Genomic DNA, 16,050 nt, shown 5'->3' with positions numbered 1-16,050 from the left:
TTGGGCGCGAAAGCAAAGGAAAACACATCAGCCGAAACGGCCGGTGATGTAGTCCTCGGTTTCCGTGCGCTTGGGCTTCATGAAGATGTCGGTGGTGGCACCGAATTCAATCAGCTCGCCCAGGTACATGTAGGCCGTGAAGTCGGAGCAGCGGGCAGCCTGCTGCATGTTGTGCGTCACGATCAGGACGGTGTAGTCGTCCTTGAGCTCATGGATCAGCTCTTCGATCTTGCCGGTGGAGATCGGGTCCAGCGCCGAGCACGGCTCGTCCAGCAGCAGCACTTCGGGCTTGATGGCGATGCCACGGGCGATGCACAGACGTTGCTGCTGACCGCCGGACAGGCCGGAGCCGCTCTGGTTGAGCTTGTCCTTGACTTCGTTCCACAGCGCGGCCTTTTTCAAGGCCCACTCCACGCGCTCGTCCATTTCGGAGCGCGAGAGGTTCTCGAACAGCTTGACGCCGAACGAGATGTTCTCGTAGATCGACATCGGGAACGGCGTCGGCTTCTGGAACACCATGCCGACCTTGGCACGGATCAGCGACACGTCTTCCTTGGTGGTCAGGATGTCCTGGCCGTCCAGCAGAATCTGGCCTTCGGCGCGCTGCTCGGGGTAGAGCTCGAACATGCGGTTGAAGGTGCGCAGCAGCGTGGACTTGCCGCAGCCCGACGGGCCAATGAAAGCGGTGACTTTGTTCTCGGGCAACTCCATGTTCACGTTCTTCAACGCGTGGAACTTGCCGTAGTAAAAGTTCAGGTTCTTGACGGCCAGTTTGGCCTTCGCGGGAGATTGGGTTTGCACCTTGGCATCCATGATCAGGTTCTCCGAAATTCAGTGGGCCAAGCGATCAACGCTGGCGGAACAAGGTTCGAGCGACGATGTTGAGCACCAGCACACCGATGGTGATGATGAAGACGCCTGCCCAGGCAAGCTTCTGCCAGTTCTCATAAGGGCTCATCGCGAATTTGAAAATCGTCACCGGCAGGCTGGCCATGGGCGAACCCAGGTCCGTCGTCCAGAACTGGTTGGACAGGGCCGTGAACAGCAGCGGTGCGGTTTCTCCGGACACGCGGGCAATGGCCAGTAGGATGCCGGTGATGACGCCAGCGCGGGCCGATTTCAGCGTGATCGTCATGATGACGCGCCACTTCGGCGTGCCCAGAGCGTAAGCCGCCTCACGCAACGCACCTGGCACCAGCGACAGCATGTTCTCGGTGGTGCGGATGACCACCGGCACCACGATCAGCGCCAAAGCCAGCACACCGGCACCACCCGAGAAGGTCTTGGTGGGTGCCACCACGGCCGAGTAGATGAACAGACCGACCACGATGGAAGGCGCCGACAGCAGGATGTCGTTGATGAAGCGGGTCACGCTGCCCAGCCAGGTGCTCTGACCGTACTCGGCCAGGTAGATGCCTGCCAGGATGCCGACGGGCGTGCCGATCAGTGTGGCCAGACCCACCATCAAGAGTGAGCCCATCAAGGCGTTGGCCAAGCCGCCGGCCTCCATCGGAGGGGGCGTCATCTCGGTGAACGTGGCCAGGGCCAGACCACCCAGGCCCAGGTGCACCGTCTCGACCAGGATCCAGACCAGCCAGACGAGGCCGAACAGCATGGCGCTCAGCGACAGGGTCAGGGCGATGAAATTGGTGCGCTTGCGACCCGCATGTCGGCGGGCGCGGATGGCGTGCAGTTCTGCGCTCATGAACGCGCTCCTTCAGACTTCTTCAGACGGGCCAGCAACACCTTGGAGAAGGCCAGTACCACGAAGGTGATGAAAAACAGGATCAGACCCAGGTAGATCAGCGAGGCTTGGTGCAGGCCTTCGCCGGCTTCCGCAAATTCGTTGGCCAGCGCCGAGGTGATGCTGTTAGCCGCCTCGAACACCGACAGCGAGTTCAGCTGGTTCATGTTGCCGATGACGAAGGTCACGGCCATGGTCTCGCCGAGCGCACGGCCCAGACCCAGCATGACGCCACCGACCACACCGGTCTTGGTGTAGGGCAACACCACCTTGGACACGACCTCCCAGGTGGTCGAACCGAGACCATAGGCCGACTCCTTCAGCATGGGCGGCGTGACTTCGAACACGTCACGCATCACCGACGCGATGAAGGGGATGATCATGATGGCCAGGATGATGCCGGCCGACAAGATGCCGATGCCCACAGGAGGACCGGAGAAGAAGGCGCCCACGTAAGGGATGCCTTGCGTGAGGGATTGCAGCGGCTGTTGCACGTACTCGGCCAGGATCGGCCCGAACACCAGCAGGCCCCACATGCCGTACACGATCGAGGGCACGGCGGCGAGCAATTCGATGGCGATGCCCAGCGGGCGCTTCAGCCAGGAAGGCGACAGCTCGGTCAGGAACACGGCGATGCCGAAGCTCACGGGCACGGCGATCAACAACGCGATGAACGAGGTCATCAGCGTGCCGTAGATCATCACCAGGCCACCGAATTTGTTTTGCACCGGGTCCCAGTCCGTGCTGACCAGGAAGCCCAGACCGTATTCCTGGATGGCAGGCCAAGCGCCCACGACCAGCGAACCGATGATGCCCAGCAGCAAGCTCAGGGTCAGGACGGCGGCGGCGCGCGCGGCCCATTCGAAAACGGCGTCTGCCCACGGGGCATTGACACGCCGTGAGGGCGGATTGGTCATGGGGTGGCGCTTTTCTTGACGGGACGGCTGTGCACCAGCGTCGTCCATGTCAGTGGGCAAAATGGCGGTCATGCGAACTCCATCGCAGAGACAGCTGAAGCGAAGTCTCTTCAACAACAAACCGGGCGCTTGCTCTGCGCACGCGCCCGGCCTTTTCAGACAAGGATCAAACGATCACTTGTACGACACGGTCTTGCCAGCGGTGTCCACCACGGAACCCCACTGCTTGCGGACCAGGTCCTTGACGCTGCTGGGCAGCGGCACGTATTCCAACTCGGCCGCAGCCTTGTCACCGCCAGAGTAAGCCCAGTCGAAGAACTTCAGGGCAGCAGCGCCTTGAACGGGCTTGTCCTGCGACTTGTGGATCAGGATGAAAGTGGCGCCCGTCAGGGGCCAAGCATCCTTGCCAGCCTGATTGGTCAGCACCTGGTAGAACGACTTGTTCCACTCGGCAGCAGCGGCAGCGGCCTTGAAGGTCAGGTCGTCAGGCTCGACGAAGTTGCCAGCAGCGTTCTTCAGGGCAACGTGCGACATCTTGTTCTGCTTGGCGTAGGCGTATTCCACGTAGCCGATCGAATTCGGCAGGCGCTGCACGAAAGACGACACGCCCTCGTTGCCCTTGCCACCTGCACCGGTGGGCCAGTTCACGGCGGTGCCTTCACCCACCTTGGACTTCCACTCGGCGTTCACCTTCGACAGATAGTTCGTGAAGATGAAGCTGGTGCCGGAGCCGTCAGCGCGACGCACGGGTGCGATGGCTGCGTCAGGCAAAGGGACGCCCGGGTTCAGGGCGGCGATGGCCGGGTCGTTCCACTTGGTGATCTTGCCCAAGTAGATGTTGCCCAGCAACTCGCCCGTCAGCTTCAGCTGGCCAGGGTTGATGCCCTTGATGTTGACCACAGGCACCACACCACCGATCACGGTGGGGAACTGCAGCAGGCCGTCCTTGGCCAGCTCTTCGTCGGTCAGGGGCATGTCGGAGGCACCGAAGTCCACCGTCTTGGCCTTGATCTGCTTGATGCCGGCGCCGGAGCCGACGGACTGGTAGTTGACCTGCACCTTGGTGGCGGTGCTGTAAGCAGCAGCCCACTTGGAGTACAGGGGTGCCGGGAAGCTGGCACCCGCGCCAGTCACGTCATTGGCCAGCACGCTGCCCGAAATCAGGGCCAGCGAAACAGCCACAGCGGTCCGAATCATCTTGAAGCTCATGTGTGTGCCTTTCCTTGTCATGTGACAAACGAATTTTTACCTTGCGCACTTTACCGAGCCTCTGTGACGCAACCGTGACACATCCACTCACGATTGTCATCAAACGATTGATGCGCTTGGCCTATGTCACACATGCGAGCCTTCACATTTTATTCATGCATTTGTCACATTTGACACCTATCTTGCCGGCAGCGCCATTGTTGCGGCGCACACCTACCGTTGGAGATTCCTCATGACTTTTCGCCCCACCCGTCGCCTGGTTCTGACCGCCGCCACCCTGGGCGCCCTCCTCCAGTTCGCTGGTTGCGCCACGACCGGCAACATGGGCCCGGCAACGGTGCAATCCGTGGTGGGCAGCACGGCCGAGCTGAGCACGTTCAACAAGCTTGTGACCAGCGCCGGCCTGGGCGACGTGCTGTCTGGCAGCAACCCTGTCACCGTCTTCGCCCCCAGTGACGAGGCTTTCAAGGCCGTGCCTGCCGCCACGCTGGACAAGTTGGCCAAGGACCCCGCAGCACTCAAGGCCCTGCTGCAGCACCACATGGTGGCTGGCACCGTCAGGTCCTCTGACATCTTGGCCGGTGGCGCACCCCTGGCCACGCTGGGCGGCGGCAAGATCACCGCTTCCAAGGCGGGTGGTTTTGTCACCGTGGACGAGTCCCTGGTGACCAAGGCCGATCTGTTCGCCCCCAATGGCGCGGTCCACATCATCGACCGGGTCTTGACGCCTCCCAAGAAGTGATTCGCCGGCGGCAACCGCAGTACCGCCGTCGCCATCAATGCAAAGGGCGCCCGAGGGCGCCCTTTTTCACGGTACAACAACAGGTAAGCTGTCTCAGGCGTTCACAGCATCCGCCAAACGTTGCGCACACCGATCGGCCAAGGCCTGATCCTGCGCTTCCACCATGACACGCAGCAGTGGCTCGGTGCCCGAGGCACGGATCAGCACGCGGCCACGCCCAAGCAACTCGCCTTCAACCTCCTGCTGCACGGTCTGCAGGGTTGCGTTGCTCTTCCAATCCTGCCCTGCTTGCAGCCGCACATTGATGAGCCGCTGCGGGAAGAGCTCAACGCCTTCCAACCACTGCCCCACCGTGCAGGCGCTGCGCACCACGGCCTTCAACACCTGCAGCGCACTGACAATGCCGTCGCCGGTGGTGTGGCGGTCCAGCGCGATGAGATGACCAGAGCCTTCGCCACCCAGGTGCCAACCCCTGCGCACCAGCTCTTCCAGCACATAGCGGTCGCCCACCTTGGCGCGGACGAACTCGATGCCCCGCTTCTGCAGGGCCAGCTCGACGGCCATGTTGGTCATGAGCGTGCCCACGGCCCCCTGGATGTCTTCGCCTTGGTCCAGGCGATCGGCGACCATCACGTAGAGCAGTTCATCGCCATTGAACAGGCGGCCCTTGGCGTCCACGAACTGCAAGCGGTCGGCATCACCATCCAGAGCAATGCCGTAGTCGGCACGGTGTGCCTTGACAGCCTCGACCAAGGCCTCTGGGTGGGTGGCACCCACGCCATCGTTGATGTTCAGGCCATCCGGCGAGCAGCCAATCGAGATCACCTCGGCGCCCAGTTCATGGAACACCTCGGGCGCCACCTGGTAGGCCGCACCATGGGCGGCGTCGATCACGAGCTTGAGGCCCTTGAGCGACAGGTTGGAGGAGAAGGTGCTTTTGCAGAACTCGATGTAGCGGCCGCGCGCATCTTCCAGGCGGCGGGCCTTGCCCAGGTTGGGCGAGTCCACCCACTGCGGCGGTTCGCGCAGGGCGGCCTCCACGGCGAGCTCCCACTCATCGGGCAGCTTCTCGCCACGTGCCGAGAAAAACTTGATGCCGTTGTCGGCAAAGGGGTTGTGCGAAGCACTGATGACCACACCCAGGCTCAGGCGCAGGGCGCGCGTCAGGTAGGCCACACCGGGCGTGGGCAGCGGGCCAGTCAGCAGCACGTCCACCCCTGCCGAGGCGAAACCAGCCTCCAGCGCCGACTCCAGCATGTAGCCCGAGATCCGGGTGTCCTTGCCAATCAGCACGGTCGGGCGGCGGCCCAGGGTGTGGCGTCGCAAGACCTGCCCCACGGCATGCCCCAGGCGGAGCACGAAATCGGGGGTGATGGGGTCCTGGCCAACCGTGCCGCGGATGCCGTCTGTGCCGAAGAATTGTCGTGACATGGCTGCGATGCTGAATGAAGGGCGCTCAGATTGTGACCGAGTTTTGTGCGACGTCGAGCAATCCTGCAGCTTCCCACACCCTCAGCGCATCGGCTGTTGCGCCAACGTCATGGACGCGCACGATGCGGGCGCCGTGCTGCACCGCTGCCAGGGCTGCCGTCACGCTGGCCACCAGGCGCTCGCCCACAGGACGGCCCGTCAATTGCCCCAAGGTGGACTTGCGCGACCAGCCCAGCAGCAGCGGCAAGCCCAGGTCCAGGAGTTCGCGCTGGCGACGCAGCAACGCGAGATTGTGCGCAGGTGTTTTGCCAAAGCCGATGCCGGGGTCGAGCGTGATGCGCGCATCGGCCACTCCCGCCTGGCGCACAGCGGCCAGCCGCGCCAGCAGGAAGTGCCGCACCTCGTCCATCACGTCTTCATAGACCGGTGCTTGCTGCATCGTGTCAGGAGCGCCTTGCATGTGCATGAGGCAAACGCCGCAGCGTCCATGGTCGCGCACCACGTCCAGTGCGCCGGGAGCCTGCAATGCGCGGATGTCGTTGACGATGTCCACGCCGGCGTCCAGCGCACGCTGCATCACTTCTGTTTTGCACGTGTCCACCGACACCGGCACGCCCAGCGCCAACGCGCCCTTGACCGTGCCTTCGATGCGCGCCCACTCTTCAGCGGGTGGCACCGTGGGAGCACCGGGGCGCGTGGACTCTCCGCCAATGTCCAGGACGTGGGCACCTTCGGCAACCAGTTGCTCCGCGTGGCGCAAGGCCGACGTGGTGCTCGCGTGTTGACCGCCATCGGAAAACGAGTCGGGCGTGACGTTGACGATGCCCATGATCTGCGGGCGGCTGAGGTCGATGCTGAATCGGGTGGTCTGCCAGTGATGCATGGGGCTGTGAGGTGACGCGCGGTTGCGGTGTTGTGGCGGTGTCGTGGCAGTGCAGGTCGCCCTGGGTGGGCCCAAAAAGCAAACGGGGCCGAAGCCCCGTTGTGTGTGAGCGCAAGGGTCGCGGATCAGACGGCGGCCGGCGCGCCGTCTGTGCTCACCGGCGGCTTGGCGCCACCGTTGGGCTTGTTGGTCGGAGGGTTCCAGTCCTTCGGAGGACGGGGCTCGCGGCCTTCCATGATGTCGTTGATCTGCTCTGCATCGATGGTTTCCCACTCCAGCAGGGCCTTGGCCATGGCGTGCATCTTGTCCTGGTTGTCCTCGATGAGCTTGCGCGCGGTGGCGTACTGCTCGTCGATGATCTTGCGGATCTGCTTGTCCACCTTCTGCATGGTCTCTTCGGACATGTTGGTGGTCTTGGTGATCGAGCGCCCCAAGAAGACTTCACCCTCGTTGTCCGCATAGACCATGGGGCCCAGCTCGTCGGTCATGCCGTAGCGGGTGACCATGTCGCGGGCGATGGCCGTGGCGCGCTCGAAGTCGTTCGACGCGCCTGTGGTCATCTGGTTCATGAAGACCTCTTCGGCGATGCGGCCACCGAACAGCACCGAGATGGTGTCCAGCATGCGCAGCTTGTCCATGCTGTAACGATCGCCTTCAGGCAGCTGCATCGTCACACCCAGCGCACGACCGCGCGGGATGATGGTGACCTTGTGCACGGGGTCGGTCTTGGGCAGCATGCGCGCGACCAGGGCGTGGCCCGCCTCATGGTAGGCGGTGTTCTTGCGCTCTTCCTCGGGCATCACCATGGACTTGCGCTCAGGGCCCATCATGATCTTGTCCTTGGCCTTCTCGAAGTCCTGCATCTCGACGACGCGGCCACTGCGGCGGGCGGCGAACAGCGCGGCTTCATTGACCAGGTTGGCCAGGTCGGCACCGGAGAAACCAGGCGTGCCGCGGGCCAGGATGTCGGCGCGGATGTCCTGGCTCACAGGCACTTTGCGGATGTGCACGTTCAGGATCTGCTCGCGGCCACGGACGTCGGGCAGCGTGACATAGACCTGGCGGTCGAAACGACCGGGACGCAGCAGCGCCGGGTCCAGGATGTCAGGGCGGTTGGTCGCGGCGATCACGATCACACCCAGGTTGGTCTCGAAACCGTCCATCTCGACCAGCATCTGGTTGAGGGTCTGCTCGCGCTCGTCGTTGCCACCACCCAAGCCAGCGCCGCGGTGGCGACCGACGGCGTCGATTTCGTCCACGAAGATGATGCAGGGGGCGTTTTTCTTGGCCTGGTCGAACATGTCGCGCACACGGGCTGCGCCCACGCCGACGAACATTTCCACGAAGTCAGAACCGGAAATGGTGAAGAACGGCACCTTGGCTTCGCCCGCGATGGACTTGGCCAGCAGCGTCTTGCCGGTGCCCGGGGGGCCAACCAGCAGCACGCCGCGGGGGATGCGGCCACCGAGTTTCTGGAATTTCTGCGGGTCGCGCAGGAAATCCACCAGTTCCTTGACTTCTTCCTTGGCCTCGTCACAGCCCGCCACATCGGCGAAGGTGACGTTGTTGTTGGCCTCGTCCAGCATGCGGGCCTTGCTCTTGCCGAAGCTGAAAGCACCGCCCTTGCCGCCGCCTTGCATCTGGCGCATGAAGTAGATCCAGACGCCGATCAGCAGCAGCATGGGGCCCCAGGACAACAAGAGGCTGACGATGAGCGACTGCTCCTCGCGCGGCTTGACGTCGAACTTGATGCCGTTGTTGATCAGGTCGCCCACCAAGCCGCGGTCCATGATGGTGGCGGTGGAGCGGATGCGCTTGTCGTCGGTGCTGACGGCCAGGATCTCCGTGCCGCCCATGCCTTCTTGCAGGGTGACGCTGCGGATGCGCTTGGCACGGACTTCCTCCAGGAATTCCGAGTAAGCCATCTGGCTGCCCACACTGCTGGCGCGGTCGAACTGCTTGAACACGGTGAACAACACCATGGCAACAACCAGCCAGACTGCAATCTTAGAGAACCATTGATTGTTCACCGCGGCTCCTTCAACCCTTACACGCCACCTTCAGCGGGTGCTGGATGCACCCAAACACCGAAAGCAGTTCAAAAACGGCACCGTTTCAACAGTGTGAAACATTGGCGCGGTCTTCGCGGTACATGGGGATGATTCTAGACGAGTCAAGTCCCCTGTGCCGGCACCCGATCCCCCATGAAAGCCGGAAAATCGGTGCTTCCTGTGGCGTCAGGGCCGCGTCAGTTCAACGTCACGCCTGTTTCAGGCCGATGCCGACCAGGAAAGTCTCAGAGGATTTGTCCCGGGACGCCTTGGGCTTGATGGGTTTGCACACCCTGAAATGCGCTTTGAACAATTCCACCAGCTGGCTGTAGCCGGCCCCGTGAAAAACTTTGCAAACCAGGGCGCCGTCCTTTTTCAGGTGGTTTTGCGAAAAATCGATGGCCAGCTCAATCAGGTGGGCGATGCGGGCGCTGTCGGTGACGTCGATGCCGCTGAGGTTGGGCGCCATGTCGGAAATCACGACGTCCACCGGGCGGCCACCCACGGCCTCCTGCAGCTTGGCCAGGACCTCGTCTTCGCGGAAGTCCCCTTGGATGTACTGCACGCCCTCGATGGGCTCGAATTCCAGCAGGTCCAGCGCGATGATGGTGCCGTTGAGTTCGCCCACGGCCGCACCACCGGCCCCAGTGTCCTTCGGTGCGAACTTGCGGCGCACGTACTGGCTCCAGGCGCCCGGCGCTGCGCCGAGGTCCACCACCAGCTGACCAGGGCGGATCAGGTTCAAGGCTTCGTCGATTTCCTTGAGCTTGTACGCCGCACGGGAACGAAACCCATCTTTTTGGGCCTGGCGCACGTAGGGATCGTGCACATGTTCGTTCAACCAAGCCTTGTTGATCTTTTTGCTTTTGGTTTTGAGTTTCATGGCTCGATAATAGAGGGATGCCTGCAATTGAACTGAACACTGCCGAGCGTCGCGCACTTCGCGCCGACGCACACCACCTGGATCCCGTCGTGATGATCGGTGGCGACGGCCTGACCGAACCCGTCCTGAAGGAAACCGACTCCGCCCTCAAGGCCCATGGCCTGATCAAGGTGCGCGTGCTGGGAGATGACCGCGCCGCGCGCGAAGCCATCCTCGCTCAGATTTGCGAGCAACTCAACGCCGCGCCCATCCAGCACATCGGCAAGTTGCTGGTGATCTGGCGCCCGATCCCGGAGAAAGTCTCCGAACGCGTGGACGACGACAAGCGTGGCGCCGCGCCGCGCGAAGTCAAGATCTTGAAGTTCTCCAAGAGCGGCCTGCGTCGCCCCGAGGTGAAGAAGGTCATGGTGATGGGCAACCAGCGCGTGACCGCAGGTGGCCTGATCAAGCGCGCCAAGAAGCGCGTGGCCAGCAAAAAGCCGGACTGATCGCCGGACTGACGCGAATTCTTGGCCTTCGGCGCGTCAGCGCTCCCTGCTCCATGACGGCACCTTCGGGTGCCGTTTTCTATGGTGCAGCGTGCAAGTTCAGCGCGCGGAAAGGCGCCAGGCCAGGACCAGCACCAGCAGCGTCTTGGCCCAATACAGCCCTGCGGAAATGCCATGCAGGGCCCCGAAAGACAGCGCCGTGGGCTGGCCGGCCTTGGCCGCCTGGATCATCGGGTGCAGCACGAAGCCGCCAAACACCGTCAGGAACAGCGCACCCAGGGCCATCAGCAAGGTGGCGCTCATGGCCGAGGTGCTCTGGCCTTCTTCGACAAGGTCACGCACACGGCGACGTTCGAGCACGAACAGCACAACGGCCATGCCCAAGCTGATGCGGGCTTCCATCTGGAAGATCTGCCCTGCCCCGGCGCCCGCAGCCTGGCGCTCCAGCACAGCAAACAGGCTGGGCGCAGACACGCCGCCCACCGCCAGCAACAGACCGGCCCATAGCCCTGACAGCAGCGATTGCACACGCACGACGTTCATGCCAATGCCCTCAGCGCTCAGACGTAGCGGACTTCGATGATTTCATAGTTGCGCGCACCACCCGGTGCCTGCACCGTGACGACGTCACCGGCTTCTTTGCCGATGAGTGCGCGGGAAATGGGTGAGCCGATCGAGATCTTGCCTTCCTTGAGGTCGGCCTCGTCGTCGCCGACGATCTGGTAGGTCACGACGTCACCCGTGGCTTCGATCTCCATTTCGACCGTGGCGCCGAACACCACGCGACCGCCCGCGTCCAGCGAGGACGGGTCGATGATCTGGGCGGCCGACAGCTTGCCTTCGATTTCCTGGATGCGGCCTTCGATGAAGCCCTGCTTGTCCTTGGCGGCGTCGTACTCGGCGTTTTCCGACAGGTCGCCCTGGGCGCGCGCCTCGGCGATGGCAACCACGACGGCAGGACGCTCAACGTGCTTGAGGCGGTGCAGTTCTTCTTTGAGCTTTTCTGCGCCGTTCTTCGTGATGGGGATGGTGGACATGGCTGTGTGTCTTCCGAAATGAACGTGAGCCGCATCCCATGACCATCCCCTGAGGGTGGCCGGGTGCGGCCCACGTGTGTGCAGCAAGCCAGGGCGGTTGGATGCGCCCCGGAACGTGCCAGTTTAGTGCAGTTTCGCGTGCAGCTCTTGCACCGAGTACACCACCAGGTCGTCCTGGTGCTTCATGGCTTCCACGGCGGCTTCACAGCCAGCCATGGTGGTGTAGTAGGTGATGCGGTTGGCCAGGGCGGCCGTGCGGATGCTGCGCGAGTCGGCGATGGCCGTGCGGGTTTCGTCCACCGTGGTGAACACCAGCTGGATCTCGCCGGCCTTGATGGCGTCCGCGATGTGCGGGCGGCCGTCCTTGACCTTGTTGACCGGCTTGACCGGCACGCCAGCGGCTGCGATGGCCGCCGCCGTGCCCTTGGTGGCGACCACGCTGAAGCCCAGCGCGACCAGTTCACGGGCGACGGCCACTGCGCGCAGCTTGTCGCCGTCCTTGACGGAGATGCACACCGTGCCCTTGGTCGGCAGGCGCGAACCCGCACCCAGCTGCGACTTGAGCATGGCTTCGCCGAAGGTCTCGCCCACGCCCATGACTTCGCCGGTCGAACGCATTTCAGGGCCGAGGACGGGGTCCACACCCGGGAACTTGTTGAACGGGAAGACGGCTTCCTTGACGGTGAAGTAAGGCGGCACCACTTCGCGCGGCGCCTTGCCGTCGGGCGACTTCTGCGTGTTCAGCTTCTGGCCGGCCATGCAGCGCGCGGCGATCTTGGCCAGGGGCTGACCGGTCGCCTTCGACACGTAAGGCACCGTGCGCGAGGCACGCGGGTTGACTTCGAGCACATAGACCGTGGCATCGGCCAAGCCCTGGGTCACGTCGCCCTGGATGGCGAACTGCACGTTCATCAGGCCGACCACGTTGAGCGCCAGGGCCATCTGAGCGGTCTGGCGACGCAGCTCTTCCTGGATCTCTTGCGACAGCGTGTAAGGCGGCAGAGAGCAGGCGGAGTCACCGGAGTGCACGCCGGCTTGCTCAATGTGCTCCATGATGCCGCCGATCATGACGTCGGTGCCATCGGAGATGCAGTCCACATCGACTTCGACGGCATCGTTCAGGAAGCGGTCGAGCAGCACGGGCGACTTGTCGGACACGCGCACGGCTTCGCGCATGTAGCGTTCCAGGTCCTTGTCACCGTGGACGATTTCCATGGCGCGGCCACCCAGCACGTAGCTGGGGCGCACGACCAGCGGGTAGCCGATCTCTTGCGCGAGTTCCAGGGCCGCTTCTTCGGTGCGCGCCGTGCGGTTGGGAGGCTGCTTCAAGCCCAGTTTGTGCAGCAGGGCCTGGAAGCGCTCGCGGTCTTCGGCGACGTCGATGCTGTCGGGCGAGGTGCCGATGATGGGCACGCCGTTGGCTTCGAGGTCCAGCGCCAGCTTCAATGGGGTCTGGCCGCCGTACTGCACGATCACGCCGACCGGCTTTTCCTTGTCCACGATCTCGAGCACGTCTTCCAGCGTCACGGGCTCGAAATACAGGCGGTCGGAGGTGTCGTAGTCGGTGGAGACGGTCTCGGGGTTGCAGTTGACCATGATGGTCTCGTAGCCGTCTTCGCGCATGGCGAGGGCGGCGTGGACGCAGCAGTAGTCGAACTCGATGCCCTGGCCGATGCGGTTCGGGCCACCGCCCAGCACCATGATCTTCTTCTTGTCCGTGGGTTCGGCTTCGCACTCGCCGCCTTCGGTCTCGTAGCACGAGTACATGTAGGCGGTTTGCGTGGCGAACTCGGCGGCGCAGGTGTCCACGCGCTTGTAGACCGGGCGCACGTTCAGGGCGTGGCGCGTGCGACGCACGTCGTGCTGGTTGGTGCCCATCAGCTTGGCCAGGCGGCGGTCCGAGAAGCCTTTTTGCTTCAGGTAGCGCATTTCGGCAGCGGTGAGCGTTTCCAGCTTGCGGGCCTTGACGTCTGCTTCGGTTTTGACGATGTCTTCGATCTGGGCCAGGAACCAGGGGTCAACCTTGGTCTCGTCAAACACCTCGTCCAGGCTCATGCCGATGCGGAAGGCGTCACCCAGGAAGAGGATGCGCTCGGGGCCGGCTTCGCCGATTTCCTGCACGATCTCCTCGCGGTCGGTGCTGCGCTCGGTCAGGCCGTCGATGCCGGTTTCCAGGCCACGCAGGGCCTTCTGGAAGGACTCCTGGAACGTGCGGCCCATGGCCATCACCTCGCCCACGGATTTCATCTGCGTGGTCAGGCGGCTGTCGGCAGCGGGGAACTTCTCGAAGGCGAAACGCGGGATCTTGGTGACCACGTAGTCGATCGAGGGTTCGAACGATGCGGGCGTGGCGCCGCCGGTGATGTCGTTCTTCAGCTCGTCGAGCGTGTAGCCCACCGACAGCTTGGCCGCGATCTTGGCGATCGGGAAGCCGGTGGCCTTCGACGCCAGCGCACTGGAGCGCGACACGCGCGGGTTCATCTCGATGACGACCATGCGGCCGTCAACGGGGTTGATCGAGAACTGCACGTTGGAGCCGCCGGTTTCCACGCCGATTTCGCGCAGGATGGCGATGGAGGCGTTGCGCAGCAGCTGGTATTCGCGGTCGGTGAGGGTTTGAGCCGGGGCCACGGTGATCGAGTCACCGGTGTGGATGCCCATCGGGTCCAGGTTCTCGATGGAGCACACGATGATGCAGTTGTCCGCCTTGTCGCGGACCACTTCCATCTCGTATTCCTTCCAGCCGATCAGCGACTCTTCAATGAGCAGCTCATTGGTGGGCGACAGGTCGATGCCGCGCTTGCAGATCTCTTCGAACTCTTCGGGGTTGTACGCGATGCCACCACCCGTGCCGCCCAGCGTGAAGCTGGGGCGGATCACCATGGGGAAGCCTGCGCCACCGATCTCGGCCTGGATGCGCTTTTGCACCGCCCAGGCCTCTTCCAGCGTGTGGGCGATGCCCGACTTGGCCGAGCCCAGGCCGATGGAGGTCATCGCGTCCTTGAACTTCAGGCGGTCTTCGGCCTTCTCGATGGCGTGCTCGTTGGCACCGATCATCTCGACCTTGTACTTGTCCAGCACGCCGTGCTTGTGCAGATCGAGCGCGCAGTTCAGCGCGGTCTGGCCGCCCATGGTCGGCAGGATGGCGTCAGGACGCTCCTTGGCGATGATGCGCTCGACCACTTGCCAGGTGATGGGTTCGATGTAGGTGACGTCCGCCGTGTTCGGGTCCGTCATGATGGTCGCCGGGTTGCTGTTGACCAGGATGACCTTGTAGCCCTCTTCGCGCAGGGCCTTGCAGGCCTGGGCGCCGGAGTAGTCGAATTCGCAGGCCTGGCCGATGATGATCGGGCCGGCGCCGATGATGAGGATGCTCTTGATGTCTGTGCGCTTAGGCATTGTTCTTCTCCACCTGGGCAGTGGTCATGAGCGCGGTGAAACGATCAAACAAATAGCTGATGTCATGCGGACCGGGCGAGGCTTCCGGGTGACCCTGGAAGCAGAAAGCGGGCTTGTCGGTGCGGGCCAGGCCTTGCAGCGTGCCGTCGAACAGCGAGATGTGCGTGGCGCGCAGGTTGGCCGGCAGCGTCTGCTCATCGACCGCGAAACCGTGGTTCTGGCTGGTGATGCTGACGCGGCCGGTGTCCAGGTCCTTGACGGGGTGGTTGCCGCCGTGGTGGCCGAACTTCATCTTGAAGGTCTTGGCGCCCGAGGCCAGGGCCATGATCTGGTGACCCAGGCAAATGCCGAAGGTCGGGATGCCGGTTTCGATCAGCTCTTTCGCCGCAGCGATGGCGTAGTCACAAGGCTCCGGGTCGCCTGGGCCGTTGGACAGGAAGATGCCATCGGGCTTGTGCTTGAGCACTTCAGACGCGGACGTCTTGGCGGGCACCACGGTGACCTTGCAGCCGCGCTCGGCCAGCATGCGCAGGATGTTGCGCTTGACGCCGAAGTCATAGGCCACGACGTGGAACTTCGGGGCGGTCTGCTTGCCGAAGCCAGGCTTGCCGCCGAGTTCGGCGTTGGCCAGCTTCCATTCGGTCTCGTCCCACTGGCCGACGTCGGCGCGGGTGACGACCTGGGCCAGGTCCTGGCCCGCCATGCTCGGCGCGGCCTGGGCGCGGGCCACGGCATCGGCGATCACGGCATCGGTGATGGCCTCGCCCACCGGCAGGGCCACGATGCAGCCGTTTTGCGCGCCCTTGCTGCGCAGCAGGCGGGTCAGCTTGCGGGTGTCGATGTTGGCGATGCCAACCGTGCCTTCGTCCTGCAGGTACTGCGAGAGGGTGCGCGTCTGGCGGAAATTGGAAGTGCGGATGGGCAGATCTTTGATGATCAGACCAGCGGCATGGACTTTCGAGGCTTCGACGTCTTCACCGTTGACACCGTAGTTGCCGATGTGCGGATACGTGAGGGTCACGATCTGACGGCAGTAGCTCGGGTCGGTGAGGATTTCCTGGTAGCCGGTGAGCGAGGTGTTGAACACCACTTCGCCGACGGTGTGACCGGCAGCGCCGATCGAGGTGCCTGGAAAGACCGTGCCGTCTGCGAGGGCCAGAAGAGCTTGGGGCAGGACGGGCAGCACGGGTTCATTCTCCGTTTGTTGTGCGCGCCCGGCTCTTTGCTGTCAGCCTGAACCGCGACGCACGAAGGCGTGGCAGGGGC

General features: G+C 63.5%; 14 protein-coding genes. 2 read left to right on the top strand and 12 right to left on the bottom strand.

All coding sequences use genetic code 11. The features are described 5' to 3' along the window. Window positions 1–27 precede the first annotated feature (27 nt). The 4 genes from pstB to pstS all read right to left on the bottom strand — a co-directional run bounded on the left by pstB (window position 28) and on the right by pstS (window position 3,870). Entirely contained in the window at window positions 28–813 is a 786-nt protein-coding gene (gene pstB, locus EV672_RS06430; RefSeq protein ID WP_133607477.1) for a phosphate ABC transporter ATP-binding protein PstB, read from the bottom strand. Between the two features lie 34 nt (window positions 814–847). Beyond that, a complete protein-coding gene (pstA, locus tag EV672_RS06425) occupies window positions 848–1,705 on the bottom strand; it encodes a phosphate ABC transporter permease PstA (protein ID WP_133607475.1) in 858 nt (285 codons plus the stop codon). Next, on the bottom strand, window positions 1,702–2,709 hold the full coding sequence (pstC, locus tag EV672_RS06420; RefSeq protein WP_133608175.1) for a phosphate ABC transporter permease PstC: 1,008 nt from the start codon (window positions 2,707–2,709) through the stop codon (window positions 1,702–1,704). The genes pstA and pstC overlap by 4 nt, the downstream gene beginning before the upstream one ends. 126 nt (window positions 2,710–2,835) lie before the next feature. Then, the gene (gene pstS, locus EV672_RS06415) at window positions 2,836–3,870 is read right to left on the bottom strand and encodes a phosphate ABC transporter substrate-binding protein PstS (RefSeq protein WP_133607473.1); all 1,035 of its coding nucleotides are present in this window, start codon (window positions 3,868–3,870) and stop codon (window positions 2,836–2,838) included. Between the two features lie 232 nt (window positions 3,871–4,102). Here pstS and EV672_RS06410 point away from each other — a divergent pair, with 232 nt between their 5' ends. Then, a complete protein-coding gene (locus EV672_RS06410; RefSeq protein ID WP_133607471.1) occupies window positions 4,103–4,612 on the top strand; it encodes a fasciclin domain-containing protein in 510 nt (169 codons plus the stop codon). A gap of 93 nt (window positions 4,613–4,705) precedes the next feature. Here EV672_RS06410 and glmM read toward each other — a convergent pair whose 3' ends face one another. The 4 genes from glmM to EV672_RS06390 form a co-directional block, all read right to left on the bottom strand. Beyond that, window positions 4,706–6,043 (bottom strand): phosphoglucosamine mutase, encoded by a 1,338-nt coding sequence (gene glmM, locus EV672_RS06405; RefSeq protein ID WP_133607469.1) that lies wholly within the window; start codon window positions 6,041–6,043, stop codon window positions 4,706–4,708. 25 nt (window positions 6,044–6,068) lie between these two features. Then, window positions 6,069–6,926: a dihydropteroate synthase gene (gene folP / locus EV672_RS06400; protein WP_133607467.1), complete on the bottom strand. Its 858-nt coding sequence runs from the start codon at window positions 6,924–6,926 to the stop codon at window positions 6,069–6,071. A gap of 125 nt (window positions 6,927–7,051) precedes the next feature. Beyond that, a complete protein-coding gene (gene ftsH, locus EV672_RS06395; RefSeq protein ID WP_133607465.1) occupies window positions 7,052–8,956 on the bottom strand; it encodes an ATP-dependent zinc metalloprotease FtsH in 1,905 nt (634 codons plus the stop codon). 229 nt (window positions 8,957–9,185) lie between these two features. Then, on the bottom strand, window positions 9,186–9,860 hold the full coding sequence (locus EV672_RS06390; RefSeq protein ID WP_133607463.1) for an RlmE family RNA methyltransferase: 675 nt from the start codon (window positions 9,858–9,860) through the stop codon (window positions 9,186–9,188). A 17-nt stretch (window positions 9,861–9,877) separates the two neighbouring features. Here EV672_RS06390 and EV672_RS06385 point away from each other — a divergent pair, with 17 nt between their 5' ends. Then, window positions 9,878–10,348 carry a YhbY family RNA-binding protein gene (locus tag EV672_RS06385; RefSeq protein WP_133607462.1) on the top strand — a complete coding sequence of 157 codons (471 nt, stop codon included), beginning with the start codon at window positions 9,878–9,880 and terminating at the stop codon, window positions 10,346–10,348. A gap of 99 nt (window positions 10,349–10,447) precedes the next feature. Here EV672_RS06385 and EV672_RS06380 read toward each other — a convergent pair whose 3' ends face one another. The 4 genes from EV672_RS06380 to carA form a co-directional block, all read right to left on the bottom strand. Further along, window positions 10,448–10,891, bottom strand: a complete 444-nt coding sequence (locus EV672_RS06380; RefSeq protein ID WP_133607460.1) for a DUF4149 domain-containing protein — start codon at window positions 10,889–10,891, stop codon at window positions 10,448–10,450. Between the two features lie 17 nt (window positions 10,892–10,908). Then, window positions 10,909–11,385: a transcription elongation factor GreA gene (gene greA / locus EV672_RS06375; protein WP_133607458.1), complete on the bottom strand. Its 477-nt coding sequence runs from the start codon at window positions 11,383–11,385 to the stop codon at window positions 10,909–10,911. A 123-nt stretch (window positions 11,386–11,508) separates the two neighbouring features. Further along, window positions 11,509–14,784: a carbamoyl-phosphate synthase large subunit gene (carB, locus tag EV672_RS06370; RefSeq protein ID WP_133607456.1), complete on the bottom strand. Its 3,276-nt coding sequence runs from the start codon at window positions 14,782–14,784 to the stop codon at window positions 11,509–11,511. Next, window positions 14,777–15,970 (bottom strand): glutamine-hydrolyzing carbamoyl-phosphate synthase small subunit, encoded by a 1,194-nt coding sequence (carA, locus tag EV672_RS06365; protein WP_133607454.1) that lies wholly within the window; start codon window positions 15,968–15,970, stop codon window positions 14,777–14,779. The genes carB and carA overlap by 8 nt, the downstream gene beginning before the upstream one ends. Between the last annotated feature and the right edge of the window lie 80 nt (window positions 15,971–16,050).

It is taken from the genome of Aquabacterium commune (assembly GCF_004362855.1).
Taxonomy (GTDB): Bacteria; Pseudomonadota; Gammaproteobacteria; order Burkholderiales; family Burkholderiaceae_C; genus Aquabacterium; species Aquabacterium commune.
This window is presented reverse-complemented; position numbering and strand designations above follow the sequence as displayed.